The 23,872-nt window shown below is 73.4% G+C and carries 25 protein-coding genes; 13 read left to right on the top strand and 12 right to left on the bottom strand.

Translation table 11 applies throughout. The features are described 5' to 3' along the window. Positions 1 to 9 precede the first annotated feature (9 nt). The 5 genes from ACQXVK_RS09255 to ACQXVK_RS09235 form a co-directional block, all read right to left on the bottom strand. On the bottom strand, positions 10 to 1,332 hold the full coding sequence (locus ACQXVK_RS09255; protein WP_402263527.1) for a hypothetical protein: 1,323 nt from the start codon (positions 1,330 to 1,332) through the stop codon (positions 10 to 12). Beyond that, positions 1,329 to 2,486: a sensor histidine kinase gene (locus ACQXVK_RS09250; protein WP_430853364.1), complete on the bottom strand. Its 1,158-nt coding sequence runs from the start codon at positions 2,484 to 2,486 to the stop codon at positions 1,329 to 1,331. The genes ACQXVK_RS09255 and ACQXVK_RS09250 overlap by 4 nt, the downstream gene beginning before the upstream one ends. 245 nt (positions 2,487 to 2,731) lie before the next feature. After that, the gene (gene metX / locus ACQXVK_RS09245) at positions 2,732 to 3,931 is read right to left on the bottom strand and encodes a homoserine O-acetyltransferase MetX (protein WP_430853363.1); all 1,200 of its coding nucleotides are present in this window, start codon (positions 3,929 to 3,931) and stop codon (positions 2,732 to 2,734) included. Between the two features lie 295 nt (positions 3,932 to 4,226). Further along, entirely contained in the window at positions 4,227 to 5,558 is a 1,332-nt protein-coding gene (locus ACQXVK_RS09240; RefSeq protein ID WP_031261155.1) for a bifunctional o-acetylhomoserine/o-acetylserine sulfhydrylase, read from the bottom strand. A 719-nt stretch (positions 5,559 to 6,277) separates the two neighbouring features. Continuing rightward, complete coding sequence (locus ACQXVK_RS09235; RefSeq protein WP_430853362.1) at positions 6,278 to 7,369, bottom strand: acyltransferase family protein; 1,092 nt, start codon at positions 7,367 to 7,369, stop codon at positions 6,278 to 6,280. Positions 7,370 to 7,450: 81 nt separating this feature from the next. Here ACQXVK_RS09235 and ACQXVK_RS09230 point away from each other — a divergent pair, with 81 nt between their 5' ends. The 5 genes from ACQXVK_RS09230 (at position 7,451) to ACQXVK_RS09210 (ending at position 10,892) form a co-directional block, all read left to right on the top strand. Beyond that, positions 7,451 to 8,227 carry an SDR family oxidoreductase gene (locus ACQXVK_RS09230; RefSeq protein WP_430853361.1) on the top strand — a complete coding sequence of 259 codons (777 nt, stop codon included), beginning with the start codon at positions 7,451 to 7,453 and terminating at the stop codon, positions 8,225 to 8,227. Positions 8,228 to 8,292: 65 nt separating this feature from the next. After that, positions 8,293 to 8,826, top strand: coding sequence for a phosphoribosyltransferase (locus tag ACQXVK_RS09225; RefSeq protein ID WP_402263515.1), 534 nt, complete (start codon positions 8,293 to 8,295; stop codon positions 8,824 to 8,826). Continuing rightward, positions 8,823 to 9,542: a Type 1 glutamine amidotransferase-like domain-containing protein gene (locus ACQXVK_RS09220; RefSeq protein WP_430853360.1), complete on the top strand. Its 720-nt coding sequence runs from the start codon at positions 8,823 to 8,825 to the stop codon at positions 9,540 to 9,542. The genes ACQXVK_RS09225 and ACQXVK_RS09220 overlap by 4 nt, the downstream gene beginning before the upstream one ends. 53 nt (positions 9,543 to 9,595) lie before the next feature. Continuing rightward, on the top strand, positions 9,596 to 10,279 hold the full coding sequence (locus ACQXVK_RS09215) for a uracil-DNA glycosylase (RefSeq protein WP_430853359.1): 684 nt from the start codon (positions 9,596 to 9,598) through the stop codon (positions 10,277 to 10,279). A 10-nt stretch (positions 10,280 to 10,289) separates the two neighbouring features. Continuing rightward, a complete protein-coding gene (locus ACQXVK_RS09210) occupies positions 10,290 to 10,892 on the top strand; it encodes a GNAT family N-acetyltransferase (protein ID WP_402263506.1) in 603 nt (200 codons plus the stop codon). 338 nt (positions 10,893 to 11,230) lie between these two features. On the opposite strand, the gene ACQXVK_RS09205 is transcribed toward ACQXVK_RS09210, so the two are convergent. Further along, complete coding sequence (locus ACQXVK_RS09205) at positions 11,231 to 11,929, bottom strand: FadR/GntR family transcriptional regulator (protein WP_430853358.1); 699 nt, start codon at positions 11,927 to 11,929, stop codon at positions 11,231 to 11,233. 205 nt (positions 11,930 to 12,134) lie between these two features. Between ACQXVK_RS09205 and ACQXVK_RS09200 the strand changes: the two genes are divergently transcribed. The 3 genes from ACQXVK_RS09200 to ACQXVK_RS09190 are packed head-to-tail and all read left to right on the top strand — an operon-like array spanning position 12,135 to position 14,619. Next, entirely contained in the window at positions 12,135 to 13,691 is a 1,557-nt protein-coding gene (locus ACQXVK_RS09200; RefSeq protein ID WP_430853357.1) for a GntP family permease, read from the top strand. 38 nt (positions 13,692 to 13,729) lie between these two features. Continuing rightward, positions 13,730 to 14,209, top strand: a complete 480-nt coding sequence (locus ACQXVK_RS09195; protein ID WP_402263842.1) for a gluconokinase — start codon at positions 13,730 to 13,732, stop codon at positions 14,207 to 14,209. 41 nt (positions 14,210 to 14,250) lie between these two features. After that, positions 14,251 to 14,619: a YciI family protein gene (locus tag ACQXVK_RS09190; RefSeq protein WP_430853356.1), complete on the top strand. Its 369-nt coding sequence runs from the start codon at positions 14,251 to 14,253 to the stop codon at positions 14,617 to 14,619. Between the two features lie 99 nt (positions 14,620 to 14,718). Here ACQXVK_RS09190 and ACQXVK_RS09185 read toward each other — a convergent pair whose 3' ends face one another. Further along, positions 14,719 to 16,383 carry an ABC-F family ATP-binding cassette domain-containing protein gene (locus tag ACQXVK_RS09185; protein WP_430853355.1) on the bottom strand — a complete coding sequence of 555 codons (1,665 nt, stop codon included), beginning with the start codon at positions 16,381 to 16,383 and terminating at the stop codon, positions 14,719 to 14,721. A gap of 105 nt (positions 16,384 to 16,488) precedes the next feature. Then, positions 16,489 to 16,794, bottom strand: coding sequence for a putative quinol monooxygenase (locus ACQXVK_RS09180; RefSeq protein ID WP_022907267.1), 306 nt, complete (start codon positions 16,792 to 16,794; stop codon positions 16,489 to 16,491). A gap of 173 nt (positions 16,795 to 16,967) precedes the next feature. Here ACQXVK_RS09180 and ACQXVK_RS09175 point away from each other — a divergent pair, with 173 nt between their 5' ends. Together ACQXVK_RS09175 and ACQXVK_RS09170 are read left to right on the top strand one after the other, a co-directional pair. Further along, positions 16,968 to 17,528, top strand: coding sequence for an RNA polymerase sigma factor (locus ACQXVK_RS09175; protein WP_430853354.1), 561 nt, complete (start codon positions 16,968 to 16,970; stop codon positions 17,526 to 17,528). Next, complete coding sequence (locus ACQXVK_RS09170) at positions 17,525 to 18,385, top strand: hypothetical protein (RefSeq protein ID WP_430853353.1); 861 nt, start codon at positions 17,525 to 17,527, stop codon at positions 18,383 to 18,385. The genes ACQXVK_RS09175 and ACQXVK_RS09170 overlap by 4 nt, the downstream gene beginning before the upstream one ends. A 1-nt stretch (position 18,386) precedes the next feature. Here the strand turns inward: ACQXVK_RS09170 and ACQXVK_RS09165 are convergent, their stop codons facing one another. Genes ACQXVK_RS09165 through ACQXVK_RS09155 form a run of 3 tightly spaced genes read right to left on the bottom strand, consistent with a single transcriptional unit; the run spans position 18,387 to position 20,685 of the window. Then, positions 18,387 to 19,271 carry a biotin-dependent carboxyltransferase family protein gene (locus ACQXVK_RS09165; protein WP_430853352.1) on the bottom strand — a complete coding sequence of 295 codons (885 nt, stop codon included), beginning with the start codon at positions 19,269 to 19,271 and terminating at the stop codon, positions 18,387 to 18,389. Then, positions 19,268 to 19,921: a 5-oxoprolinase subunit B family protein gene (locus ACQXVK_RS09160; RefSeq protein WP_430853351.1), complete on the bottom strand. Its 654-nt coding sequence runs from the start codon at positions 19,919 to 19,921 to the stop codon at positions 19,268 to 19,270. Before ACQXVK_RS09160 ends, ACQXVK_RS09165 begins: the two co-directional genes overlap by 4 nt. After that, positions 19,918 to 20,685, bottom strand: coding sequence for a LamB/YcsF family protein (locus ACQXVK_RS09155; protein WP_430853350.1), 768 nt, complete (start codon positions 20,683 to 20,685; stop codon positions 19,918 to 19,920). The genes ACQXVK_RS09160 and ACQXVK_RS09155 overlap by 4 nt, the downstream gene beginning before the upstream one ends. A 36-nt stretch (positions 20,686 to 20,721) precedes the next feature. Here ACQXVK_RS09155 and ACQXVK_RS09150 point away from each other — a divergent pair, with 36 nt between their 5' ends. Together ACQXVK_RS09150 and ACQXVK_RS09145 are read left to right on the top strand one after the other, a co-directional pair. Next, positions 20,722 to 21,021, top strand: coding sequence for a hypothetical protein (locus tag ACQXVK_RS09150; RefSeq protein WP_430853349.1), 300 nt, complete (start codon positions 20,722 to 20,724; stop codon positions 21,019 to 21,021). 2 nt (positions 21,022 to 21,023) lie between these two features. Continuing rightward, positions 21,024 to 22,046, top strand: coding sequence for a S66 family peptidase (locus ACQXVK_RS09145; protein WP_430853348.1), 1,023 nt, complete (start codon positions 21,024 to 21,026; stop codon positions 22,044 to 22,046). Between the two features lie 59 nt (positions 22,047 to 22,105). Here ACQXVK_RS09145 and ACQXVK_RS09140 read toward each other — a convergent pair whose 3' ends face one another. Then, positions 22,106 to 22,693: an acetyltransferase gene (locus ACQXVK_RS09140; protein ID WP_430853347.1), complete on the bottom strand. Its 588-nt coding sequence runs from the start codon at positions 22,691 to 22,693 to the stop codon at positions 22,106 to 22,108. Positions 22,694 to 22,766: 73 nt separating this feature from the next. Between ACQXVK_RS09140 and ACQXVK_RS09135 the strand changes: the two genes are divergently transcribed. Continuing rightward, positions 22,767 to 23,843 (top strand): hypothetical protein, encoded by a 1,077-nt coding sequence (locus tag ACQXVK_RS09135; RefSeq protein ID WP_430853346.1) that lies wholly within the window; start codon positions 22,767 to 22,769, stop codon positions 23,841 to 23,843. Positions 23,844 to 23,872 lie beyond the last annotated feature (29 nt).

Here is a 23,872-nt window from a genome sequence, read left to right as displayed (position 1 = left end):
GTGCGACGACTACATCGACGGGTGCCGATCGACGACGCAGTGGGCGACGACGTGCAGGACACCGTCGCGGACGGAGTCCTGGTAGGGCCCGATCCGCTGCAGCGCGCTCCACGCGGTCGGACCGAGCCGACGCCGGGGGACACCGCGGGACTCGAAGACCACCGGGACGTCCATCGTCTCGTCGGTGACGGGGTGACCGTCCGAGCCGACCGGGCCGAGGGTGACCGAGACCACGGGCGAGCCGGCCTGGGTCTGCTTGCCGTCGCCGACCATCTGCCACAGCGTCTGCAGCAGGCCGTCCCGTTGCGCGGGGGAGAGGTGGCCGGCGAGCGACTGCGGATCCGCGACGCTGACCGAGCGGCCGAGGTTGTCGGACTCCGTGATCGCGTGGTAGAGCCAGGTCTCGCGGCGCCCCTCGATGAGGTGCAGTCGCAGTTCGGTCGCGAGCGAGGCCGCGACGGACGCGGAGGCGTCGGAGAGCGGGAGCGGGTCGCTGCCGTTGGCGACGGCGTCGAGCAGCTTCTCGGCGGCGAGGTCGAGCCGGGCGAGTTCGTCCGACGCGAGCATCCCGACGGCGAACTGCGGTGCTCCGACGTTGCTCTGCACGAGCACCCGGTCGAGTTCGCGCTGCACGAGCTGCCGGAACCGGTGCACGACGAAGAGCGCGATCGACGGCGGGACGGTCACGAGTGCGACGGTCGACACGATCGCGGGCAGCGTGTCGCTCGTGATCGGGGTGGAGGCGACGGCCATCGCGACGAAGGCGAGGCCGAGCACGGCGATGGCGGCGGCGACCTCGCGGGCGGGGCGGAGCGTCGCGATGGGCAGCAGGGCGAAGCCGGCGGCGACGGAGGCCGACGCCGTGTGGGCGATGTCGTGCTCGGGCCAGATCCCGATGAAGTCGAGCGTCACGACGCAGCCGAGGACGACGCAGATGAGCACGAACGCCGGGCCGGTCAGTCGTTCGCCGTAGGTGAGCAGGCTCAGCCCGACGCCGACCGCGGCGATGAGGTAGAGCGCCCACGCGGCGGCCGGCAGCCACGGGTTCGTGAACTCGGTCCAGCGGATGAGGAAGAAGACGATCCCCGCCACGGCCTCGATCCCGGTGAGGACGGCGGCGCCGAGCCCCAGGTATCCGGCGCCGAGCGAGGCGCCGGGCTTGGCGGCCTGCCGCAGCGACCGGGCACCGGTCGAGGTGGAGGGGAGGCCGCGCGCCTGTCGACGTTCGCTGCCCCGGTACCGCTCCCGCGCCTCCCGTCGGGTCCGCGGAGCGGGCTGCACGGTCTCGCCGGGGAGTCCGGCGCTCATGGTGTCCTCGGGGATGCGGCTCATCGCGGTGCCTCCAGGACGACGGTGGTGCCGGAGCCCGGCGCGGAGAACAGCTTCGCGTCGCCGCCGACCTCGCGGAGGCGGTTGACGACGCTCTCCTTGAAGCCGAGGCGCTCGGCGCTGACGTGCGTGAGGTCGAAGCCGACGCCCGAGTCGGTGACCATCGCGCGGACCATCTCGTTGTCGTGCACGATCGTGACGTGCGCCTCGCCGACGCCGGCGTGGCGGCGGACGTTCTCGAGGCACTCGCCGAGCGCGAGCAGGAAGGCGTCGAGCACGTTCGACGGCAGGAGGACCTGGCCGGTGCCGTGCCAGCTCACCTCGAGCCCCATGCGGCCGAAGCGCTGCTTGACCGACTCGAGCGTCTGCCCGAGCGGGGACTCCTCTTCGCGGGTGAGCGAGTAGTCCCCGGACTGCTGCGGCTGCGGCGTCGCGCCGAGCCGGAGGTGGCGGAGGAGGCGCGCATCCTCGGCTGCCTGCTCGCGCATCGCCTGCTCGGAGACGCCGACGCCGGAGTGCGCGAGGAGCGTCAGCGTGGCGAGCACGGTGTCGTGCAGGAGTCGGGCGCCCTGTCGACGCTGCGCCTCGGTCTCGCTGGCCTGCCGTTCGGCACGGTGCGCGGTGCCGATGCTGTAGATCCGTCGGGCGACACGCGGGATGCTCCGGGAGATCCAGATGGTCACGACCGTGATGAGGACCCAGCCGAGGAGCGCACCGGTGACCGGGGCGGCGAGGATGCCGCCGCTCGCCCAGACGATGGCGACGACGACCGCTGCTCCGGCGAAGATGGTCATCCCGAGTCCGACGGGGTTGCCGCGCTGGGACATCAGCGGCGCCGAGATGCTGCCGGCGGCGAGGGGCATCACCGCCGAGGCGATCACCGGGCGTGCCACGTCGTCGACGCCGAGCAGCAGGAGCGCGAGGGCGCCGAGGCCGGAGGCCAGGATGAGCGCCGTCCACCACACCGAGGCGTTCCACCCGAGGACGAGGAACCCGGCGATCATGATCGCGATGCAGGCGAGGCCGCCGAGCAGCGGGACGACCGGGACCGCGAGGGCGCAGATGACCGCGACGACGGACACGAGGGCGCAGACGATGCCGACGACACGGGTCGTCGACCGGAGCAAGCGGTCGCGTTCCTGTGCGATGAAGTCCATCGGTGTCCTGGTCGTGGCGGTGGTGCGGAGGGAAGGCCGAGCCTGGTTCGGGCTGGGCACCACGCCATCATTCCACGCGCGACACCCGTTGGGGGGTGTTCGGCGCGCCCGGTCCGACCGGATGGTGCCGCGATTGTTATGGCGGATGCGATGAGAACGGCGCGCGAGGGTGCGCGGGCGGCGCGCGAGGGTGCGCGGGCGGCGCACGGGGGTGTGCGGGCGGCGCGCACCCCGTCGCCCGTCGTTCAGTCGAGCAGCCGCCGCAGGTGCGCGCCGACCGCTTCGTGCTCGATGAGGAACCCGTCGTGCCCGAACTCGCTCTCGATGACCGCCGCACGGTCACCGTCGAGGGCGTCCGGCACACCGGCCGCGATGCGGTGCTGGTCCTCGATCGGGAACAACCGGTCGCTCGACACCCCGACCACCAGCGTGCGCGCCGTCACCTGCGCGAGCGCCGCCGCGACACCGCCCCGCCCGGCACCGACGTCGTGCGAGTCCATCGCGTGCGTGAGGGTGACGTACGAGCTCGCGTCGAACCGCCGCGTGAACTTGTTGCCGTGGAAGTCGAGGTAGCTCTCGACCGAGAAGCGGCCGTCGTCGCCGAGCGGTGAGACATCGCTCTGCCACGACCGGGCGAACCGGCCGTTCAACTCGTCCGAGGCCCGGTAGGTCATCAACGCCATCCGCCGTGCGAGCGCGAGCCCACGGTGCGGCCCCTCGCCGGCGTCCGCCTCGTAGTAGTCGCCGCCGGCGAACGCGGGGTCCATCTGGATCGCGGCGCGCTGCAGCGAGTTCGCGGCGATCTGGTCGGCTGTGGTCTGCGCCGTGCTCGCCAGGACGGCGAGGCGCGCCACCCGCGACGGGTGCGTGACCGCGAACTCGAGCGCGTGCATGCCACCCATCGACCCGCCCACGACGGCGGCGAAGGTGTCGATGCCGAGCCGGTCGGCGAGCTGCGCCTGCACCGCGACCTGGTCGCGCACGGTGACGAACGGGAAGCGGGAGCCCCACTCGAGGCCGTCCGGCGACACCGACGACGGTCCGGTCGTGCCCTGGCAGCCGCCGAGCATGTTCGGTGCGACGACGAACCAGCGGTCCGTGTCGATCGCGCGGCCCGGTCCGACGACGTCGCCCCACCAGCCGGCGGTGCGGTGTCCCGGTCCGGGAGCCCCGGCCACGTGCGAGTCGCCCGTCAACGCGTGGAACACGAGGACCGCGTTGCCGCGGTCGGCGTCGAGGGTGCCCCAGGTCTCGTAGGCCACCCGCACGGTCGGGATGCGGCCGCCGCGGACCCACTGCTCGCCGATCGACGCGAAGTGTCGGGCACCAGGGTTGTCGCCCGGGCGCCAGGCGCCGGTGACCGGCGGCTTGCCGAGCGTGCCGAGTTCCGTCCCGGGCACGAGGGTGGACGGCACGGAGTCCTCGGGAGTCGTCTGCCAGTCCATCGGGTCCAGTCTGCCGGGAGGCGCGGTGCGAGCCGCCAGTGTTACGTCACGTCCGGCGCGTCGCGGGTCCACGGCGGCGGGTCGCGGGTGCTCGCGGGCGTGCGTGCGGCGTCGTGCTGGTCAAGCGCCGAGTCGGAACGACTTCGTCGACGTCGTACGACATCGACGTTGTCGCTCCCGGGCGCACGCAAGTGTTGCGCGTGCAACGAACGACGTGGCCGTTGTCGTACGACAACGACCACGTCGTTCCGAGTCGACCCGGCGAGGGCCCAGAAAGCCCCCGCGCCCGGGGCCGCTACGCGCGCTGACCCTCCTGCGCGACCGAGCGGGCAGCAGCGAGCCCGGCCTCGAGGTCGGCCTTCAGGTCCTCGACGTTCTCGATCCCCACCGAGAGGCGCACCAGGCCGGGCGTGACCCCGGTGGTGAGCTGCTGCTCGGGCGTGAGCTGCGAGTGCGTGGTCGACGCCGGGTGGATCACCAGGGAGCGCACGTCGCCGATGTTCGCCAGGTGCGAGAACAGCTGCAGGTTGTCCACGAAGGCCTTGCCCGCCGGCACGCCGCCCTTCAGCTCGAACGACAGCACCGCTCCGACGCCCTTCGGCGCGTAGCGGTTCGCCGCGGCGTACCACGGCGAGGTCGGCAGCCCGGCGTAGGCGACGGTCGCGACGTCCGGGTGCCGGTCGAGCCACTCGGCGATCTCCTGCGCGTTCGACACGTGCCGCTCGATCCGGAGCGACAGCGTCTCGATGCCCTGCAGCAGCGCGAACGCGGTGTCCGCCGAGTTCGACGCACCGAGGTCGCGGAGCAGCTGCACCCGGGCCTTGACGATGTAGGCGAGCTCGTTGCCGACGGCCTCGGCGAAGACCGCGCCGTGGTACGAGGGGTCGGGGGTGTTGAACTCCGGGAACTTGTCCGGGTGCTGCGACCACGCGAACTTCCCGGAGTCGACGATGATCCCGCCGATGACCGTGCCGTGGCCGCCGAGGAACTTCGTCGCCGAGTGCACCACGATGTCCGCACCGTGCTCGAACGGACGGATGAGGTACGGGGTCGCGATCGTGTTGTCGACGATGAGCGGCACGCCGGACTCGTGGGCGACCTCGCTGACGCCGGTGATGTCCAGCACGTTGATCTTCGGGTTGCCGATCGTCTCGGCGAAGAAGAGCTTCGTGTTCGGTCGGACCGCCCGGCGCCACTCGTCGAGGTCGTCCTGGTCCTCGACGAAGGTCGTCTCGATGCCGAGCTTCGCGAGCGTGTACTTGAACAGGTTGTACGTGCCGCCGTAGATCGACGAGGAGGACACGATGTGGTCCCCGGCACCCGCGATGTTGAGCACGGCGTAGGTCTCGGCGGCCTGTCCGCTCGACACCAGGAGGGCTCCGGAGCCGCCCTCGAGCGCCGCGATCCGCTGCTCCACGACGTCGTTCGTCGGGTTCATGATGCGCGAGTAGATGTTGCCCGGCTTGGCCAGGGCGAAGAGGTCACGTGCCTCGTCGGAGTTCGCGAAGACGTACGAGGTCGTCTTGTAGATCGGGGTCGCACGGGCGCCCGTGGTGGGGTCGGGCTGCGCGCCGGCGTGGATCTGCGTGGTCTCGAAGCGCCACTGGGCGGCGTCGTTCTGGGTCATCTCGTGCTCCTGTCCGGTGGCGGTCAACGGGTCGTCGGGTCGTCCAGCGCTCGGCCCGGGAGGCGCGGCGCGGCTGTGCGTCGCCCGTCACGGTACGCAGGTGGTCGCGCTGGCACCAGCGCGCCCGCCTCGGGACGTAACGACCGCGGTCGAGGCGCCCCGCGCCTCCCGGCCCGCCCCGCCCAGCCAGCCCCGCACCGTGCGAGGTTCGCGAGCGGGTGCCGCGTCGGTGGCTCGGTGCGGCGCTGTTTCGTCGCACCGGGCGTGGAACGTCGCACCGGGTGACGCCGTCCGCACGGTGCGGGGTTCGCCAGCGGGTGCCGTGTTGGTGGCTCGGTGCGGCGCTGTTTCGTCGCACCGGGCGTGGAACGTCGCACCGGGTGACGCCGTCCGCACGGTGAGAGGTTCGCCAGTGGAAGCCGGGTCGGTGGCTCGGTGCGGCGCCGTTGCGTCGCACCGAGCGTGCAACGTCGCACCGGGTGACGGCGTCCGCACGGTGCGTGCGCGGAGCAGGCCGCGCCGAGCGCGCAGCCCGACGGGAGATGGGCGAGCCGGCACGGTGCGAGGTTGGTCGCCGGGTGCGGTGGCGACCGCTGGGTGCGGGGTTCTAGCGGCGCACGCAGCGTGCAACCTCGCACCAGGTGGCGGAGTCGGCACGGTGCGGGGTCCGCGCCGGTCCGCGCCGGTCCGCGCCGCGCCGCGCCGGCCCGCGCCGGCCGCTACGCGGGGTCGCGGCGGAACAGCCAGCGCACGTTGGGCTCGAGCAGCCACCGCATCCCGCGCCGGACGAACGGCTGCGCGAGGAACAGGCTGACGGCGCACGCGATCCCGACCATGAGCAGGACGTAGGGCCACGCCGAGTGCTGGCCGGCGAGCACCCCGGACTCGCGGATCGGGTAGAGCACGAACGTGTGCAGCAGGTACACGTACATCGTCGCGGCGCCGAACTGGGTGATCCACACGTTCCGACGGGGCACGAGCAGCAGGAACGACGCGGTGAGGACGGTCGCGAGCAGCATCAGGCCGAACCGGACCCCGCCGGCCCACCAGGCGTCCTCGCCGAGACCCGAGTAGGAGTCGTCGTAGAAGAACCAGTGGTGCAGGTCGAACTGCTTGAACTGGGGGATCCAGATCGCACACGCCACCGCCCACGCGGCGAACACCGCCCCGGCCGCGATGCGGATCCGGACCACCGTGCGTCGCGGGGCCTCGTACCAGCGATCGAAGAGGCCCCACTGCTTCACCTGCCAGCCGAGCAGGAAGAACGGCAGGAGGCTGATCGCCCGGGACAGCGACAGCGTGGAGTCGACGTTGTCGAAGTAGCCCACGCCGATGCTGAACACGACGGCCCAGAACAGCGGCCAGCGCAGCTGCGCGAGGTACGGGAGGATCAGCTTGAAGATCCCGAGCGCGAGCAGGAACCACAGGGTCCAGGTCGGCTGGGTCGGGTTGAACTTCTTGCCGCCCTCGACCAGCGCCTGCACCACGGTCCAGATCGTCTGCATGATGATGTACGGCACGACGATGTCCGTGATCGTGCGCCGCATGCGCTTCGCGGTCGGGGTGTCCGCGGAGGAGAAGTACCCGCTGATGACGCCGAACGCCGGCATGTGGAACGCGTAGATGAAGGTGTACAGCGCGAGGGCGTGCTCGCTCGCCGCCGTCTGCCGCTGGATCGCGTGGCCGATCACCACGAGCGTGACCGCGAGGAACCGCGCCGTGTCCCACATCGGGATACGACGCTTCGCGCGGCCGGGCTCGAGCTCGGTCGCGGGCGCCGAGGGCGCTGGAGGCGCGGCTTCCGTCGTCATGCCCGGTCACGTTACCGGATCGTGACCTCCTCGGATCGGTACGGTTGACGGGACACCCCACCCCGTCCACGGAGGAAGCACATGGCATCTCGTCGCGCAGTCGTCACCGGAGCGAGCTCGGGCATCGGAGCCGCGACCGTCCGGCTGTTCCGCTCGCGCGGGTGGGACGTCCTCGCCGTCGCCCGGCGCGCCGAGAAGCTCGAGGCGCTCGCCGCGTCGACCGGTGCCGACGTCCTCGTCGCGGACGTCACGAGCGCGTCCGACGTCGAGGCAGTCGCGGCGCGCGTCGAGGAGCTCGGGGGAGCGGACGTGCTCGTGAACAACGCCGGCGGCGCCCTCGGGTCCGCATCGGTCGAGGAGTCCGACGTCGACGACTGGCGCGCGATGTTCGAGGTGAACGTCCTCGGGACGAAGCGGGTCGTCTCGGCCCTGCTCCCGCACCTCCGTCGCCGCGCGGCCGACGCCGGGAGCGCCGACATCGTCACGGTGACGAGCACCGCCGGGCACGTGGCGTACGAGAACGGCGGCGGCTACAACGCCGCGAAGTTCGCCGAGCACGCCCTCGTGGCAGCGCTCCGGCTCGAGCTGAACGGCGAGCCCATCCGGGTGGTCGAGATCGCGCCCGGGCTGGTGAAGACCGACGAGTTCGCGCTGACCCGGTTCCGCGGCGACGCCGAGAAGGCCGCCGCCGTCTACGAGGACGTCCCGGACCCGCTCGTGGCCGAGGACGTCGCCGAGGCGATCGTGCACGCGGTGGAACTGCCCCCGCACGTGAACCTCGACCTCGTGACGGTCCGGCCGGTGGCCCAGTCCGCCCAGCACAAGCTCGCGCGCGGCACGCTGACGCCCCGGGCCTGACCCGCACGCGCCCGGGCAGCACACGCGGGTCGCGGGCGCGGGGTCCGTGCCGGTACCGTTGTCGGATGCCGATCAGCAGCGAATCCGGGTCACCCGCCCAGGCTCCCTCGACCGTGACCGCGACGAGCGGGCCCGAGGTGCTCGGCTGGCTCGAGTTCGGTGACGCCGCACGCCTGCTCGCCAAGGACGTCCTGTCTTCCGGCTTCGAACCCGAGGTGGTCGTCGCGGTCGCCCGCGGTGGGCTCATCATCGCCGGTGCGGTCGCCTACGCGCTGGGCACCAAGGAGTGCGGCTCGATCAACGTCGAGTTCTACACCGACGTCGAGCAGCGCCTCGAGGAGCCGGTGATCCTGTCGCCCGCACTCGACGCCCCGAGCCTGTCCGGCAAGCGCGTCCTCGTCGTCGACGACGTCTCGGACTCCGGCCGCACCCTGCGCCTCGTCGTGGACATCATCCGGAACGCCGGGGCCGACGTCCGCAGCGCGTGCCTGTACTCGAAGCCCGGCACGGTGCTCGAACCGGACCACGTGTGGCGTCGGGTGGACGGCTGGATCACCTTCCCGTGGAGCGCCCTCGCCCCGGTGACGGCCGAGTCGTGAGCATCCACCTCGTCGGCGGCGGACCCTTCGCCGCCTCGGACGCCGCCGCGCCGTTCGTCGCCGAGGCCACGGCCCGGTCCGCAGCCGTCGGCCGCACCGTCCCGCGCATCGCCCTGCTCTCGGTCGCCGGACCGTCGGGTGCGAGCCCGTCCTCGACCGCCGACATCGCCGAGGTGCTCGGCGGCCCGCGCACGGCCGAGGTCCTCGTGACCGAGATCGCCGCCGGCCAGGTGTTCGACACCACGGTCCTGAGCGACGTCGACGCCCTGGTGGTCGGCGGCGGGGTCACGCCGGACTACCTCGATGCCGTCGCCCCGCTCGTCGACCAGATCCGCCTGCTCGTCGCCGACGGCCTGCCGTACCTCGGCTACTCGGCCGGCGCGATGATCGCCGCCGACCGCGCCCTCGTGGGTGGCTGGCGCATCGGCGGGGTCGAGGTCTGCCCCGAGGAGGCATCCGAGGGACTCGACGAGGTCGAGCTCCGCGAGGGCCTCGGACTCGTCGACCTGACCATCGACGTGCACGCCGTCCAGGCCGGCACGCTCGCCCGGCTCATCGCGAGCGCCGAGGCCGAGTTCGTCACCGCCGGGCTGGCGATCGACGAGGACACCACGCTCGTCGTCGGTGAGGGGGCGCTCGAGGTCCGCGGGACGGGCAGCGTCTGGCGCGTCGTCGCCGGCGAGGAATCGGTCGCCGTCGCCACGATGGGCGCCTAGCCGTGACGAACCCGAACCCGGACCGTCGCTTCGCCACGATGGGCGCCTAGCCCGTGCAGCCCCGTCCGCTCGCCGACCTCGTCGACCCCGGCTGGGCCGAGGCCCTCGCCCCCGTCGAGGACGACGTCCACCGGATGGGCGACTGGCTCCGCGCCGAGACCGCTGCCGGCCGGCAGTACCTCCCCGCCGGCGAGCACGTCCTGCGCGCGTTCGCCGACCCGTTCGACGACGTGCGGGTGCTCGTCGTCGGCCAGGACCCGTACCCGACGCCCGGGCACCCGATCGGCCTGTCCTTCGCGGTCGACCCGCACGTGCGCCCGGTCCCGCGCAGTCTGGCCAACATCTACCGCGAACTCGAGGCCGACCTCGGTGTGACGCCGCCGCCGCACGGGGACCTCCGCGCGTGGTCGGCGCAGGGCGTCCTGCTGCTCAACCGCGTCCTGACCGTCGAGGCCGGCGCTGCGGGCAGCCACCGTGGCAAGGGCTGGGAGGCCGTCACCGACCAGGCCGTCCGCGCCCTCGTGGCCCGGGGGACGCCTCTCGTCGCGGTGCTGTGGGGTGCGCAGGCCGCATCGATCCGACCGCTCCTCGGCGACACCCCCGTCGTCGCCTCGGCGCACCCGAGCCCGCTCAGCGCCTCGCGGGGCTTCTTCGGCAGCCGCCCCTTCTCGCAGGTGAACGAGCTCGTGGTCGCGCAGGGCGCCGCACCGGTCGACTGGACCCTGCCCGCCGAATAGGCTCGGACCCGTGCTCGAGGAGGAATACCAGCGACGGCGGGTCCTGCCGCGACACCTGCGTGCCCCGGTGCCGGCCGAAGCCGCGTTCACGTACACGATCCGTGCGGCCGAGCCGACCGACCTCCCCGACGTCCGCGAGATCCACACGCACTACGTCCGGAACTCCTCGGTCACCTTCGACCCGACGGCGTTCACGTTCGCGGCGTGGAAGCGCCGGTACGACGAGATCCGCCGCCGCGGGCTGCCGTTCCTCGTCGCCGAGAACCCCTCCGGGCAGGTGCTCGGGTACGCGCTCGTCGACCCGTGGAACCCCCGCGACCGCTCGAACCGGGTCGTCGAGGACTCGATCTACCTCGGTGCGGCATCCGGCGGGAAGGGGCTCGGCCGGGCACTCATGGAGGCGCTGATCGACGAGTGCCGCTCCGCCGGCGTGCGTGAGATCGTCGCGGTCATCGCCGACCGGCAGGCCGAGGCGTCGATCCGCCTGCACGAGCGCCTCGGCTTCGAGGAGGTCGGCCGCATGGGCAAGGTCGGCTACAAGTACGACCGGTGGCTCGGCACCGTGACGATGCGGCTGCGCCTGCGCGGTCCGCGCCTGTTCGCGCGCAAGTAGCGAACGCGTCACGGACGGGGTGGGGTCGAGGTCGCACGATCGGCCGCGTCCCGCGTGGGCTCGCGGCGCGTCGCGCGACCTGGGCGGAGCACGCGCGGCGTGTCCTGTGACCCGGCCACGGTCGGACGGGAGGCGCGGGTCGGCGCCGCACCGCGCCTCCCGTCCGTCGGCCGGTCGCGTCCCGGCCCCGCGAGGTCGCGCGATCTGCCGCTCCCGTCGCACGCACGCGGCGTGTCCCGCGACCTCGGCGACCCGCCTGCGGCGTGTCCCGCGACCTCGGCGACCCGCCTGCGGCGTGTCGTGCGACCGCGGCGACCCGCCAGCCGGAGCGTACGGCGTCAGGCCTGCGGCGCCTCGGCGATGAACTCGTCGCGCGTCACCCGCACCAGCTCGCCCGCCGCGGCCGACGCGCCCGCCGCGTCACCGGCGACGAGCGCCAGCCCGACCGCCTCGTGCCTGGCCGCCGCGTCGCGGGTCCAGCGCGTGATGGTGTCGCGCGACTCCGACGTGCGGGTCCGGAGGAGCGCCTCCACGGTCCCGGCGAAGTGCGTGAACACGGCGTTCCCCGAACCGGTCAGGAGCGCCCGGTGGAAGCGGACGTCGGCCTCGAGGTAGGCGCGGCTGTCCTCCCGGCCGCAGGCGGCGGTCATGTCGGTGGCGGCGGCGAGCACCGCGGCGGCCCCTGGTGTCCCGGCCGTCAGCGTCGCGGCGACGGGCTCCACGCCGAGGCGCAGCTCGAGGAGCTCGCGCTGCTGGATGAAGTACGACGGCGAGGCCCCGCGCCACCGGATGACGGTCGGTGCGAGCAGCTCCCACGAGCCGATGCCGAGCACCTGCGTGCCGACCCGTTGCCGGGGTTCGACGAGCCCGAGGGACTGCAGGACGCGGAGCGCCTCGCGGACGACCGACCGCGACACGCCGAACTCGCCGGCGACGAGCTCGGGCCGGACCACGGTACCGGCGGCGAGGGTGCCGTCGACGATGCGATGCCCGAGGGTCTCGAGCACGTGGGCGTGCAGTCCGCGGCCGGTCGGCATCGTTCCTCCATGCAGTACGCGGCACGCAGTGGACGTGACGCGGTCCCCATCGAATCGGCAGACTGCCCCGGAGGGCGGATGCCGCGCGGTGGATCGTCGTATAGTCTGATTAATCAGATTATTCGCGGTCGGCGTGCGAAGCACCCGCCGCACTCGACACGAAGGCGACGGAGCCGCACGGCAGCGGCTCCAGGAAGGGGCACCGATGCCTCACGCTCTCCCGGCCGATCCGGCCACGGCCCACGCGGTCGCGGCCCACGCGGTCACCGTCCTGGCGGCGGAACCAGCCGGCACCCAGGCGGTCGACCCGTCGGGGCCGGTCGCGCAGCTGATCATCGCGGCCGTCATCGGCATCGTCGTGATCATCGCCCTGATCACCTGGCTCAAGGTGCACCCGTTCATCGCGTTGACGATCGGTGCGCTCGGCGTCGGGATCGGCGCGGGCCTCGCCCCGGACAAGGCCGTCACGAGCTTCGGCAACGGGTTCGGCGCGACGATGACGAGCGTCGGCATCCTCGTCGGCCTCGGCTCGATGTTCGGCAAGATGCTCGTCGACTCCGGCGCGGCGGACCGTGTCGTCGACACCCTCGTGCGCCGGTCGTCGAAGGCGGCGCTCCCGTGGACGATGGCCCTGATCGGAGCGCTCATCGGGTTGCCGATGTTCTTCGAGGTCGGCCTCGTCCTCCTCATCCCGATCATCGTGCTCGTGGCGAAGCGCAGCTCCGTCCCGATCATGAAGATCGCCGTGCCCGCGCTCGTCGGCCTCTCGACGATGCACGCGTTCGTCCCGCCGCACCCCGGCCCGCTCGTCGCGATCTCGACGGTCGGCGCGAACCTCGGCACGACGCTCGCGTTCGGCATCGTGCTCGCGATCCCGGTCATCGTCCTCGCCGGTCCGGTCTTCGCGCGGTTCGCGGCGCGCTGGGTCGACATCCCCGCACCCGACATGTTCGGCACGCGTGGGTCGGCATCCGGCCCGGACGACCCCGCCTCCGGCGGACGGGAGGCGCGGCGCGGCCCCGCCACGCAGGACACCGCCTCCCTGCCCCACGGCAAGAGCGACTTCACCCGCGTCATCAGCGAGCCGCGCAGCCCGTCCTTCGCGGTCGCGCTCGTCGGCATCCTGCTTCCCGTCGTCCTGATGCTCGCGCAGGCGATCCGCGAAGCCACCGTCCCGGACGCCTCGGGCTCGTGGGTCAGCCTGCTCGACTTCCTCGGGTCGCCGATGATCGCCATCGGGATCGCCGCGGTCTACGCGATGGTCTTCTTCGCGATCGGCGGCGGCATGGACCGCTCGGCCGTGTCGAAGTCCCTCGAGAGCGCACTGCCCCCGGTCGCGGGCGTCCTCCTCATCGTCGGGGCCGGCGGTGGCTTCAAGCAGGTCCTCATCGACACCGGCATCGGCGGGGTGATCGCCGACGCCGTGAAGGACTCCGGCATCTCGGTGCTGCTCGTCGCGTGGGTGGTGTCCGCGCTCGTGCGCGTCGCCACGGGTTCGGCCACGGTCGCGACCGTCACCGCCGCGGGCATCATGGCGCCGATCGCGCACGACCTGTCCTCGCCGATGACCTCGCTGCTCGTGCTCGCGATCGGTGCCGGATCGGTGTTCCTGTCGCACGTGAACGACGCCGGGTTCTGGCTCGTGAAGGGGTACCTCAACACCACGGTGGGGCAGACCTTCAAGACCTGGACGATGCTCGAGTGCCTCATCTCGGTGTTCGGTCTGCTGGGCGTCCTGCTCGCGGGGGTGTTCATCCGTTGAGCGCCGACAGGGCACCCGACGCACGCGTCCTCGTCGTGATGGGCGTCTCCGGATCCGGCAAGTCGACCGTCGCCGCGATGGTCGCCGAACAGCTCGGGTGGGAGTTCGCCGAGGGCGACGCCATGCACCCGCAGGCGAACGTCGACAAGATGCACGCCGGGACCCCGCTCACCGACGAGGACCGCTGGCCGTGGCTCGACGTGATCGCGGCGTGGATCCGGTCCCACCTCGACGAGGGGACCCCCGGCGTGGTGACCTGTTCGGCGCTGAAGCGCTCCTACCGGGACGTCCTCCGAGCGCCCGGCGTGGTGTTCGTGCACGTCGCCGGCGACGGGGCGCTCATCGAGGACCGGATGTCGAAGCGTTCCGGCCACTTCATGCCGACGTCGCTGCTGCAGTCGCAGCTCGCCACGCTCGAGGTCCCCGGCGACGACGAGGCGCACATCACCGTCGCCGCCGACCGCACCCCGGACGAGGAGAGCGCCGAGGTCATCGAGCGGCTGGGCCTTCGTCGCTGACCGTCCGGGCGCACGTCCGGACCACGGTGTAGGCCGGGGGCATGCCGCACTTCGTCGTCCTCATCCACGGTGGCCCGGGCGAGGCATCCTTCGAGGAGCTCGCCGCCCACGACCGGCACGCCTCGGAGCTCATCGACTCCGGCGTGCTCGTCGCGGCCTTCGCCTTCGGTCCTGCCGCCGAGTCGGTGCGGATCGACTGTGACGGCCCGTCGAGCGGTCCCGGGGTGACGGCCGCGCTCGACGGCATCGGGGTCATCGAGGCGCCGGACCTGGACGCCGCCGTCGCGATCGCCCGGCGGAACCCCGCCACCGAGCAGGGCGGCTTCGTCGAGGTGCGTCCGGTGGCCGATTCGTGGACGCGGGGCGGCGGAGCGACCGCGGGCTCCGCGCCCGGCGTCCCGACGCCCTGACCCCGACCGGCAGCCCTGGTGCCGCAGGGCCGCCGTGCTGCCGACCGGCTGCCGTGATGCCGCTCGGCGGCACCGACGGCGAGTCCGTGCGGCGGTCGGTCAGGCCTCGGTGACGTGGCCGGCCCCGACCCGCCACTGCCGGTCGAGGCGGACGGTCTCGAGCATGCGGCGGTCGTGCGTGACGAGGAGCAGGGTGCCGTCGTACGAGTCGAGCGCCTGTTCGAGCTGCTCGATCGCGGCGAGGTCGAGGTGGTTGGTGGGTTCGTCGAGCACGAGGACGTTCACGCCGCGGGCCTGCAGCAGCGCGAGGCCGGCGCGGGTCCGCTCGCCGGGGGACAGCGCGTTCGCGGGACGACCGACGTGGTCCGCCTTGAGCCCGAACTTCGCGAGCAGGGTCCGGACGTCCGCCGTCGTGGACTCGGGCACGATCGCCTCGAACGCGTCGGCCAGGGGCTGCTCGCCCGTGAAGGCCGCGCGTGCCTGGTCGATCTCGCCGACCGCGACGCTGGACCCGAGGGACGCCGTGCCGGTCGTGGGCGCCTGCTTGCCGAGCAGTGCGCGGAGCAGCGTGGACTTGCCGGCGCCGTTCGGTCCGGTGATGCCGATGCGGTCACCGCCGTCGACCTGCAGCGAGACCGGGCCGAGCGTGAAGTCGCCCTGCACGAACGTCGCGTCGGACAGCGTGGCGACGACCGCCGAGGACCGGGGCGCGCTGCCGATCGTGAACTCCAGCTGCCACTCCTTGCGCGGCTCCTCGACCTCGTCCAGCCGGGCGATGCGGGACTCCATCTGACGGACCTTCTGCGCCTGCTTCTCGCTCGACTCGGAGGCCGCACGACGACGGATCTTGTCGTTGTCGGGGTTCTTGCGCATCGCGTTCCGGACGCCCTGGCTCGACCACTCGCGCTGTGTGCGGGCGCGGGAGACGAGGTCCGCCTTGGTGGACGCGAACTCCTCGTAGGCGTCGCGCTTGTGCTGGCGGGCGATCTCGCGTTCCTCGAGGTACGAGTCGTAGCCACCGCCGAAGAGCCGGTTCGAGGACTGCGCGAGGTCGAGCTCGAGGACGGCGGTCACCGAGCGCGCCAGGAACTCGCGGTCGTGGCTGACGAGGACGACCCCGCCTCGGAGGCCGCGCACGAAGCCCTCGAGCCGGTCGAGGCCGTCCAGGTCGAGGTCGTTCGTCGGCTCGTCGAGCAGCACGATGTCGAACCGCGAGAGCAGCAGGGCGGCGAGGCCGACGCGGGCGGCCTGCCCGCCGGACAGCGCGGTCATGAGCGACTCCGGCCCGACGCCGTCCTCGTCGGCGCCGACGGCCAGGCCGAGGTCGGCGAGCACGACGGGGATGCGGTCGTCGAGGTCGGCCGCGCCCGCCGCGAGCCAGCGGTCGAGCGCCGCCGAGTAGGCGTCCGCCGCGGCGTCCCCGGCGCCGGGATCGCCGAGCGCGGCAGCGGCGGCGTCCATCGTCGCGGTCGCCTCGGCGCAGCCGGTCCGCCGGGCGATGTACGCGGCGACGGTCTCGCCGGGGACGCGTTCGTGCTCCTGCGGCAGGAAGCCGACGAACGCGTCGGTCGGTGCGAGCGACACACTGCCGGCGAGCGGTTCGTCCACCCCGGCGAGCAGGCGCAGCAGGGTGGACTTGCCGGCGCCGTTCACCCCGACGACGCCGATGACGTCCCCGGGGGCGACGGTCAGGTCGAGGGCGTCGAAGAGCGTGCGTGCGGCGTACCCGCCGGAGAGTCCCTTGGCGACGAGCGTGGCGGTCATGCCCCAATCGTCCCATCCCCGGGCACGGCCGGCCGACCGCCCTCCCCGGGCACGGCCGGGGGACCGCCCGCCCCGGGCACGACCGGGGGACCGCCCGCCCCGGGGTCAGTCGAGCGTGATGGTCCGGTCGAACGTCCGGGTGACCGGCGGCGCGGCGACGACGGCGGCGAGGGCGTTCGCCGCCCCCTCGGGGGTGCCGCGCCACGCGACGTAGGCGTCGTGGTCCGCAGACGTCGTCCACCGTTCGAGGACGACCACGCGCGACGCGTCGGCGTCGTCGACGAGGACCTCGAGCGACTCGTTGCCGGCGAACGCGGCGGTCTGGGCGAGGGTCTCGCGGATCGCGGCCTCGACGGTCTCGGTGGGGACGTCGGTCCGGAGCTGGACCTCGAGCAGGACGGTCATCGACATGGTGCACCTCTCTCGTCGTCGCCGGAGCGACTCGGGGTCGCCGGGGCGACACGTCGCCGCCACGTGCGACCACGCCCGTGCTGCAACCGGTCGGCGGTCCGGTGTGTTCCGGACTCGTCGACGGTCGGTGCGGCGGGGTGGAACCGATCCGGCCGTCCCGGACACTGCAGGGTATGGACAGCGGGGACTGGGCGATGGCGCTCGAGGGTGACGGCGAGGCGTTCGGGCGGGTGTTCGACCGGCACCGCCACCGGGTGCAGCGACACTGCATGCGACTCGTGCCGGTCGACACGGACGCGGCCGACACGGTCGCGATCGTGTTCCTCGAGGCCTGGCGGAACCGGGCTCGGGTGCGGCTCGTCGACGGGTCGCTCCTGCCGTGGCTCCTCGTCACCGCGACGAACGTCGCCCGCAACCAGACCCGTGCGGCCAGGCGCTACCGGGCCGCCCTCGACCGGTTGCCACCACCCGAGCCCGTCCCCGACCACGCGGACCGGGACGACGACGGGGACGCCGTCCGTGCCCTCCGCACGCTCGGGCACCGCGACCAGCAGGTCCTCACGCTGTCGGTCCTCGAGGGCTACAGCGAGCGGGAGATCGCCTCGGCGCTCGGCATCGCGCCGGGGACCGTGAAGTCGCGCCTCTCCCGGGCGCGCACCCGCCTCGCCGCCGCACTCGGCGCGAGCGCACCCACCACCCGACCGGCCGTCGAACGGAACGGAGCACGATCATGAGCACCTCCACGAACAGGGAGCCGGGCGACCGCGACCGGGCACTGCGGGCGCTGCTCGTCGACACCGTCGAGCACACGCCCCGGCGGCGTCGACGGTGGCGGGCGGCGACGATCGCGGGAGCGGTGGTGTGCGTCCTCGGCGGAGCTGCCGCCGGTGGAGCGATCACCGCGGCGGCGAGTCCGGACCCCGCCGCTCTCGAGGCCCAGAGCCAGGCCGCGACGGTCGTCGGCGGGTCGGGCGCGACGTACCTGCGGGTCGTCGGCAGCCCGGTCGGGCGGGTCGGGTCGTCGGACGAGACGATCACGGTCGGACGCGCGCCCGCCCGCGCCGACACGTTCACCTGGGTCGCCACGTGTCGCACCGGGAGCGGCGAGATCACCGAGCGCGGGTCCGGTGTCACCGGGGGCAGCGCGTCGTGCGCCGCCGGGTCGCACGTCACGGGCTCGTACGCATCGTCGGAGATCGCCGGCCACCGGATCCGGCTCAGCGTGGACGGGGACCTCGGGTGGACGCTGTCGTACGGCTGGCTGCGCACGCCCCCGATGCCCGCGGCGAGCGCGGCGCAGGACCAGGCGACCGAGGACGGCGTCGTCACCCGCAGCGAGTACCTCGCGGCGTTCGACCGGCTGCAGGGGTGCATGACCGCACGGGGAGAGTCGCTCGGACGGATCCCGAGGTCGTCGTTGTTCGTGGCGCCGGTGGCCCACGACGCGTACGTGCTCGACTGGTGCAGCGCGTCGGAGTGGTCCGCGGTCGACGTCCTCTGGCAGAACGAGCACCCCGCTCCGACGTCGGACGACGGCTCGTGGGGGGTGCAGCCGTACGACCCGGCGGCCGACCCGGAGTACGCCGGCTGAGTCAGTCGAGGACGCGGAACCGGATCGCGTCGCCCGGCCGGAGCTGGGCGGCGCGGTCCACCGACGCGGGGGTGAGCACCGCGACGACGGGGTAGCCGCCCGTGACGGGGTGGTCGGCGAGGAACAGGACGGGGTGGCCCGCCGGCGGGACCTGGAGCGATCCGGTCTCGACGCCCTCGCTCGGCAGCTCGCCGGGGACACGGCGCACGAGCGGTCGGGCAGCGGTGGTCCGCACGCCGACCCGGTCGCTGTCCGGGGTGACCTGGTGGAGCTGGTCGACGAGGACCGCACGCCACGCCGGGGTGAACCAGTCGTCCCGGGGACCAGCGGTGACGTCGAGGACGACCGCCTCGCCCGGAGCGGGCCAGCGCGGCGGCGCGACGGCGTCGACGGGCGGCCATGCGCTGGCGGCGTCCCCGATCGGCAGGACGTCCCCGGTCGTGACCGGCGGCGGACCGAGGCGCGCGAGCGAGTCCCACGATCGACTGCCGAGCACCGCTTCGACGGCGAGGCCTCCGCGGACCGCGAGGTACGTGCGCAGCCCGGACGTGGCGGCCCCCACCCGGAGCACGTCGCCGGGTGCGAGGGCGACGATCTCGAAGCAGGCGGCGCCGCGCACCCGACCGTCCGCCCGCTCGACCGTCACCGGGCAGGGTGCGCCGGTCAGCGCCGCGACCACGTGCGCGTCCGAGCGGAGCGTGACGGAGCCGAGCAGCGCCTCCAGGACCGCCGCCTCGGGACGGTTGCCGACCAGCCGGTTCGCGAGCGCCGCGGCAGCGCGGTCGACGGCGCCGGAAGCCCCGAGTCCCGCGTCGCTGAACCCGGGGCGGCCGAGGTCCTGCGTCGACGTCCCGGGGCCGACCTGCAGGACGGTGAGGCCGCTCATGCGCGGGAGACCTCGACGAACCGGATCCGCGTGCCGGCCGGTGCGAGCGCGGGTGGCTCGCGATCCAGTGACCACATCGGCACGTCGGTGCGGCCGATGAGCTGCCAGCCGCCCGGGGACGCACGCGGGTAGACGGCGCTGAACTCCCCGGCGAGCGCGACGCTGCCGGCGGGCACCGCGGTCCGGGCGGTGGTGCGCCGCGGCAGGCCGGGCGACGGAGCCGTCCCGGTCAGGTAGCTGAAGCCGGGGGCGAAGCCGCAGAACGCGCTCGTCCAGACCTGGCCGGTGTGCCAGGCGACGAGCCCGTCCCGCGTGGTGCCGACCAGGGCGGCGACGGTGTCGAGGTCCTCACCGTCGTAGGTGACGGGGATCGTGGTCACCGCGCCGAGGTCGGCTCGGGTGGGCAGGACGGGTTCGACGGCCTGGAGGCGCGGTGCGAGTCGCGCGGGATCGGTGCGTTCCGGGTCGAAGCGGACGAGCAGCGTGCGCGCGCCCGAGACGAGCTCGGTCACGCCCGGCACCGGCGCGGCCTCGATTCCGGCGCGGAACGCGGTGACCTCGGCGAGCGTGTCGAAGGTGACGAGCACCGCACGGGTGCCCGCGCGGCGCACCTCCGGGATCGGTCCGGCGTGCGCGACCGGCGCGCTCACGGTGTCGGGGCGAACGGGGTGGTCGCGACCCCGTGACGATCGAGGAGCGAGCGGATGGCCCTGGCCATCGCGACGGCATCGGGGGAGTCGCCGTGCACGCACACCGAGTCCGCCCGGACCGGCACGACCGAGCCGTCCACGGCGACCACGGTGCCGTCGGTGATCATCCGGAGCACCCGCTCGGCGACCGTCGCCGGGTCGTGCAGGACCGCACCCGGGCGGCTGCGCGCCACGAGGGACCCGTCGGGTTCGTACGCCCGGTCGGCGAAGACCTCGGACACCGCGCGGAGCCCGTGCGCGGTCGCCGCGCGGAGGAGCTCGGAGTCCGGCAGGGCCAGGACCGCGAGGGTCGGATCGACGTCGCGCGTCGCCCGGACGACGACGTCGGCCTGCACCGGGTCGGCGCAGGCGGTGTTGTAGAGGGCGCCGTGCGGCTTCACGTACGTGACGGTCGTGCCGGCCACGTGCGCCGTCGCGAGCAGGGCGCCGATCTGGTGGACGACGTCGGCGTACAGCGCCTCCGGCGTGACGTCGACCGCGCGCCGGCCGAAGCCGACGAGGTCGCGGTAGGCCACGTGCGCCCCCACCGCGACACCCCGCTCGGCGGCCAGGCGGCAGGTGTCGAGCATGATCGCGGGGTCGCCGGCGTGGAACCCGCAGGCGACGTTCGCCGACGACACCACGTCGAGCATCGCCCGGTCGTCGCCCATCGTCCAGGCGCCGAAGCCCTCGCCGAGGTCGCTGTTGAGGTCGATCGTCGTCACGCTGTCAACCTACCGGCGGCCCCGTATCCTGCGACGGTGGAAACGACACAGCCGTCCGGCACGACCAAGCGCCGCGTGGAACTCCGGATCACCCGCCCGACGCTCACCTGGTTCGCCCGACCGACCGTGACCATCGACGGCGTCGGCCACCCCGCGCAGTGGGGGACCGGGACGTGGGCGGTCCCGGACGAGGGCGGCACGCGGATCGGGGTCTACCTGTACAACCGCGTGTGGCGGTTCGGGACGGCCACCAGGACCGTGACCGCGGCCGACGTCTCGCTCGTCTACCGGTCCGGTCCGCTGCCGGTCGGCGCCGGTCGCCTGGACGCCGCCTGAGCATGGCGGGCATCACCTACCCGAGGCCCCTGGTCGCCGGCGGACGCGTCGAGGTGCCGGCCCCCTCGATGGGCGTCTCCGAGCACCTGCACGGCCGGCTGCAGGACGGCGTGGACGCGCTGACGGCACGGGGACTCACCGTGCACGTGCGGCCGCACGCCACCATCCCAGGGCTCGTCCCCGCCGCTGCTGCCGAGCGTGTGGCCGACCTGCACGACGCGTTCCGGACCGCCGACGCGGTCCTCCCGCCCTGGGGCGGGGAACTCGCCGTCGAGCTCGTCGCGTCGATCGACTGGCACACCCTCGCCGCCTCGCGTGCCTGGTTCGTCGGCTGGTCGGACGTCTCCACGCTGCTCCTGCCCATGACCACGATGACCGGCCTCGCGACGCTGCACGGTGCGAACCTGATGGACGAGCCCTACGAGCTCCCCGCCGAGTTCGCGCGCTGGACCGACGTGGCAGCGCTCCCGCCGGGCGGGACGATCGAGCAACGCAGCGCCCCGCGTCGCCGGAGCCGCCCGTGGGGAGCCTGGGCCGACGAGGCCCTCGACCGCGACGGCGCCTACGACACCCCGACCAGGTGGCGTGCCCTCGACGGCGCGTCCGAGGTCGCGATCCGCGGACGCCTCATCGGCGGGTGCCTCGAGACGGTGTCGCTGCTCGCTGGCACCCCGTACGGCGACGTGCCCGGCTTCGCGCGGCAGTACGCGCCCGAGGGCACGATCGTGTACCTCGAGGTCGCGGAGTCGAACGCCGTCAGTGCGCTCCGGATGCTCACAGCGCTGCGGCTCGCCGGATGGTTCGACGACGCGAACGGCCTCCTCATCGGCCGTACCGAAGGCGCAGCGGTGCCCCGGCTGGACCAGGACGAGGCCGTGCGGCGAGCACTCGGTGACCTCGGCATCCCGGTGGTGCTCGACTTCGACACCGGCCACCAGCCGCCGCAGCTGCCGCTGGTGAACGGCGCGCTCGCCGACGTTTTGCTCGACGGATCGGTCGGCAGCATCACCCAGCGGCTGGTCTGACGGACGGGAGGCGCGGTGCGGGCCCGACCCGCGCCTCCCGACCGGCGGTGCGCACGTCCTCACCGCGGGCGCGGCGCGAGCGTCACCCACTCCTCGTCGCGGACGTAGCCGAGGGCGGCGTTCGCCGCCGCGATCGCGGTGTTCTCCGCCGATCCGCCGGTGCGGAACCGGGTCGTGCCCGTGTCCGCCAACGCGAGCACCGACGCAGCCTTGACCGCCTGTCCGAGCCCGCGGCCGCGCAGCCCGGGGTGGACGACCGTGAAGTCGGTCTCCGCGTGGGGCCCGTCCATGTCGACGAAGGTCATCGCGACGAGTTCACCGTCCGGCGTGACCGTTCCGAACGCCGGCCTCGTCGTCGTCGGGGTCGCTGTCCTTTGGTCGAGCGGGGTGTGCTGGGTCGCGACGCCGCCGGGGTAGTCGTGGGCCGTCTGGGCGTCGAGCCGCAGGACCGCGTCGACGTCGTCGGGGCCGAGCGGCCGCGTCGTCCCGGTGCCGGCGGTGCGGTCCACGAGTGACTGCAGCCGCTGCCGGTCGATCCGGTCGACGTCGAGTTGCGCGCCGAACGACCGGGCGGTGAGGCGCCAGCCCTGCGCTTCGAGTTCCGCGACTTCGGGCGCGTCCGCTGGCAACACCTTCGTTTCCCCCACGGCCGGATCCTCGCACGCCCGGAGGATCGACCCCCGCTAGTGTTCGGGGACACCGATGTGAGGGAGGGCGCGCATGGCGAGCACGGATGTCCTGACGGGCACGATCGACCCACGGTGGGCGAAGGTCCGCCCCCTGGTCTTCAAGACGATCATCGGTGCCGTCGTCGCCGCTGGACTGGTCGGCATCGTCGCGGTGCTCCTCGGGGACTTCGGTCGGGTCGCCGTGCAACTCCTGCTGACCGTCGTCGTGGTCGTCGTATTCGCGCTCCTGTCCTGGTACGACGCCGACGTGTCGTCGAGACGGTCCGGGAGGTTCGCGTTCGCGAGCATCATCGTCTCCCTGTACCTGCTCGCCACCGGCCTCGCCAAGGTCTGGATCGTCCCGGCCGACCCCTTCGGCGGTGACGGGATCTGGATCGTCGGCGAACAGTTCATGCAGTGGGTCGGCATCGTGTTCGTCGCACGCTTCGCGCTGCTGCACGTCCACCTGCTCCTCGTCATCCACCGGCGCTACCCGACCCCGCTGCTGCAGCTCGTGGCGAAGACGACCGTCGGGGTGATCGCGCTGCTCGCCCTGCTGCTGTCGGTGCCGCTCCTGGCTCCCGGCCTCGACCTCGCCAGCGGGTACTGGCGACTGGTGTGGGTCGTGGTGATCCTCGACCTGCTCGGAACGGTGGTCGTGCCGCTGAGCAACGCACTGTTCCGACCGCGCGATCCCGCCCTCGCATGGCCGGGTGGGTCCTCCGCGCCGTCTGCAGCCACAATGCCCCAGCCGGCGCCGGCCGGATCGTCGAAGCCCGAAGTCGCGGCGGAGACCGTCCCCACGGTGTCCGTCCTCGACAGGCGGGGTACGGCCGTCCCGATCGACGACGCGTGGTCGGGCGTCCCCGGTCCAGCCGGTCCCGCGGCGGCGTCCGAGCCGTCCGCCGGCCACGGGATGTCCCGAGCCGAGGTGACCCGGTCGACCACCGCGGACGGCACGTCGACCCCTGAAGCCACGGCCGTGACGGTCGCGGGCAGCGACGGTCTGCTCTACGAACGTCGACCGGACGGAGCCCGCGCGCTCGCCTGGCCGCGCTACGTCGACGGGACGCCGCTGCCAGCGGCGCCGGACGGCTCACCGGACTTCAGCGGCGTCGCCCGCCCCTGACGGTTCGACGCCGGCGGTCGAGGCCTCCG

This window comes from Curtobacterium sp. AB451 (assembly GCF_050585845.1).
Taxonomy (GTDB): Bacteria; Actinomycetota; Actinomycetes; order Actinomycetales; family Microbacteriaceae; genus Curtobacterium.
This window is presented reverse-complemented; position numbering and strand designations above follow the sequence as displayed.

Coding starts and splice junctions, on each gene's coding strand:
- ACQXVK_RS09255 (WP_402263527.1), bottom strand. CDS start 1,332: ATGAGCCGCATCCCCGAGGACACCATGAGCGCCGGACTCCCCGGCGAG.
- metX (WP_430853363.1), bottom strand. CDS start 3,931: ATGGACTGGCAGACGACTCCCGAGGACTCCGTGCCGTCCACCCTCGTG.
- ACQXVK_RS09175 (WP_430853354.1), top strand. CDS start 16,968: ATGGACAGCGGGGACTGGGCGATGGCGCTCGAGGGTGACGGCGAGGCG.
- ACQXVK_RS09170 (WP_430853353.1), top strand. CDS start 17,525: ATGAGCACCTCCACGAACAGGGAGCCGGGCGACCGCGACCGGGCACTG.
- ACQXVK_RS09225 (WP_402263515.1), top strand. CDS start 8,293: ATGCCGATCAGCAGCGAATCCGGGTCACCCGCCCAGGCTCCCTCGACC.
- ACQXVK_RS09250 (WP_430853364.1), bottom strand. CDS start 2,486: ATGGACTTCATCGCACAGGAACGCGACCGCTTGCTCCGGTCGACGACC.
- ACQXVK_RS09190 (WP_430853356.1), top strand. CDS start 14,251: ATGCCGCACTTCGTCGTCCTCATCCACGGTGGCCCGGGCGAGGCATCC.
- ACQXVK_RS09145 (WP_430853348.1), top strand. CDS start 21,024: ATGGCGGGCATCACCTACCCGAGGCCCCTGGTCGCCGGCGGACGCGTC.
- ACQXVK_RS09185 (WP_430853355.1), bottom strand. CDS start 16,383: ATGACCGCCACGCTCGTCGCCAAGGGACTCTCCGGCGGGTACGCCGCA.
- ACQXVK_RS09205 (WP_430853358.1), bottom strand. CDS start 11,929: ATGCCGACCGGCCGCGGACTGCACGCCCACGTGCTCGAGACCCTCGGG.
- ACQXVK_RS09165 (WP_430853352.1), bottom strand. CDS start 19,271: ATGAGCGGCCTCACCGTCCTGCAGGTCGGCCCCGGGACGTCGACGCAG.
- ACQXVK_RS09230 (WP_430853361.1), top strand. CDS start 7,451: ATGGCATCTCGTCGCGCAGTCGTCACCGGAGCGAGCTCGGGCATCGGA.
- ACQXVK_RS09135 (WP_430853346.1), top strand. CDS start 22,767: ATGGCGAGCACGGATGTCCTGACGGGCACGATCGACCCACGGTGGGCG.
- ACQXVK_RS09195 (WP_402263842.1), top strand. CDS start 13,730: ATGGGCGTCTCCGGATCCGGCAAGTCGACCGTCGCCGCGATGGTCGCC.
- ACQXVK_RS09200 (WP_430853357.1), top strand. CDS start 12,135: ATGCCTCACGCTCTCCCGGCCGATCCGGCCACGGCCCACGCGGTCGCG.
- ACQXVK_RS09235 (WP_430853362.1), bottom strand. CDS start 7,369: ATGACGACGGAAGCCGCGCCTCCAGCGCCCTCGGCGCCCGCGACCGAG.
- ACQXVK_RS09240 (WP_031261155.1), bottom strand. CDS start 5,558: ATGACCCAGAACGACGCCGCCCAGTGGCGCTTCGAGACCACGCAGATC.
- ACQXVK_RS09180 (WP_022907267.1), bottom strand. CDS start 16,794: ATGTCGATGACCGTCCTGCTCGAGGTCCAGCTCCGGACCGACGTCCCC.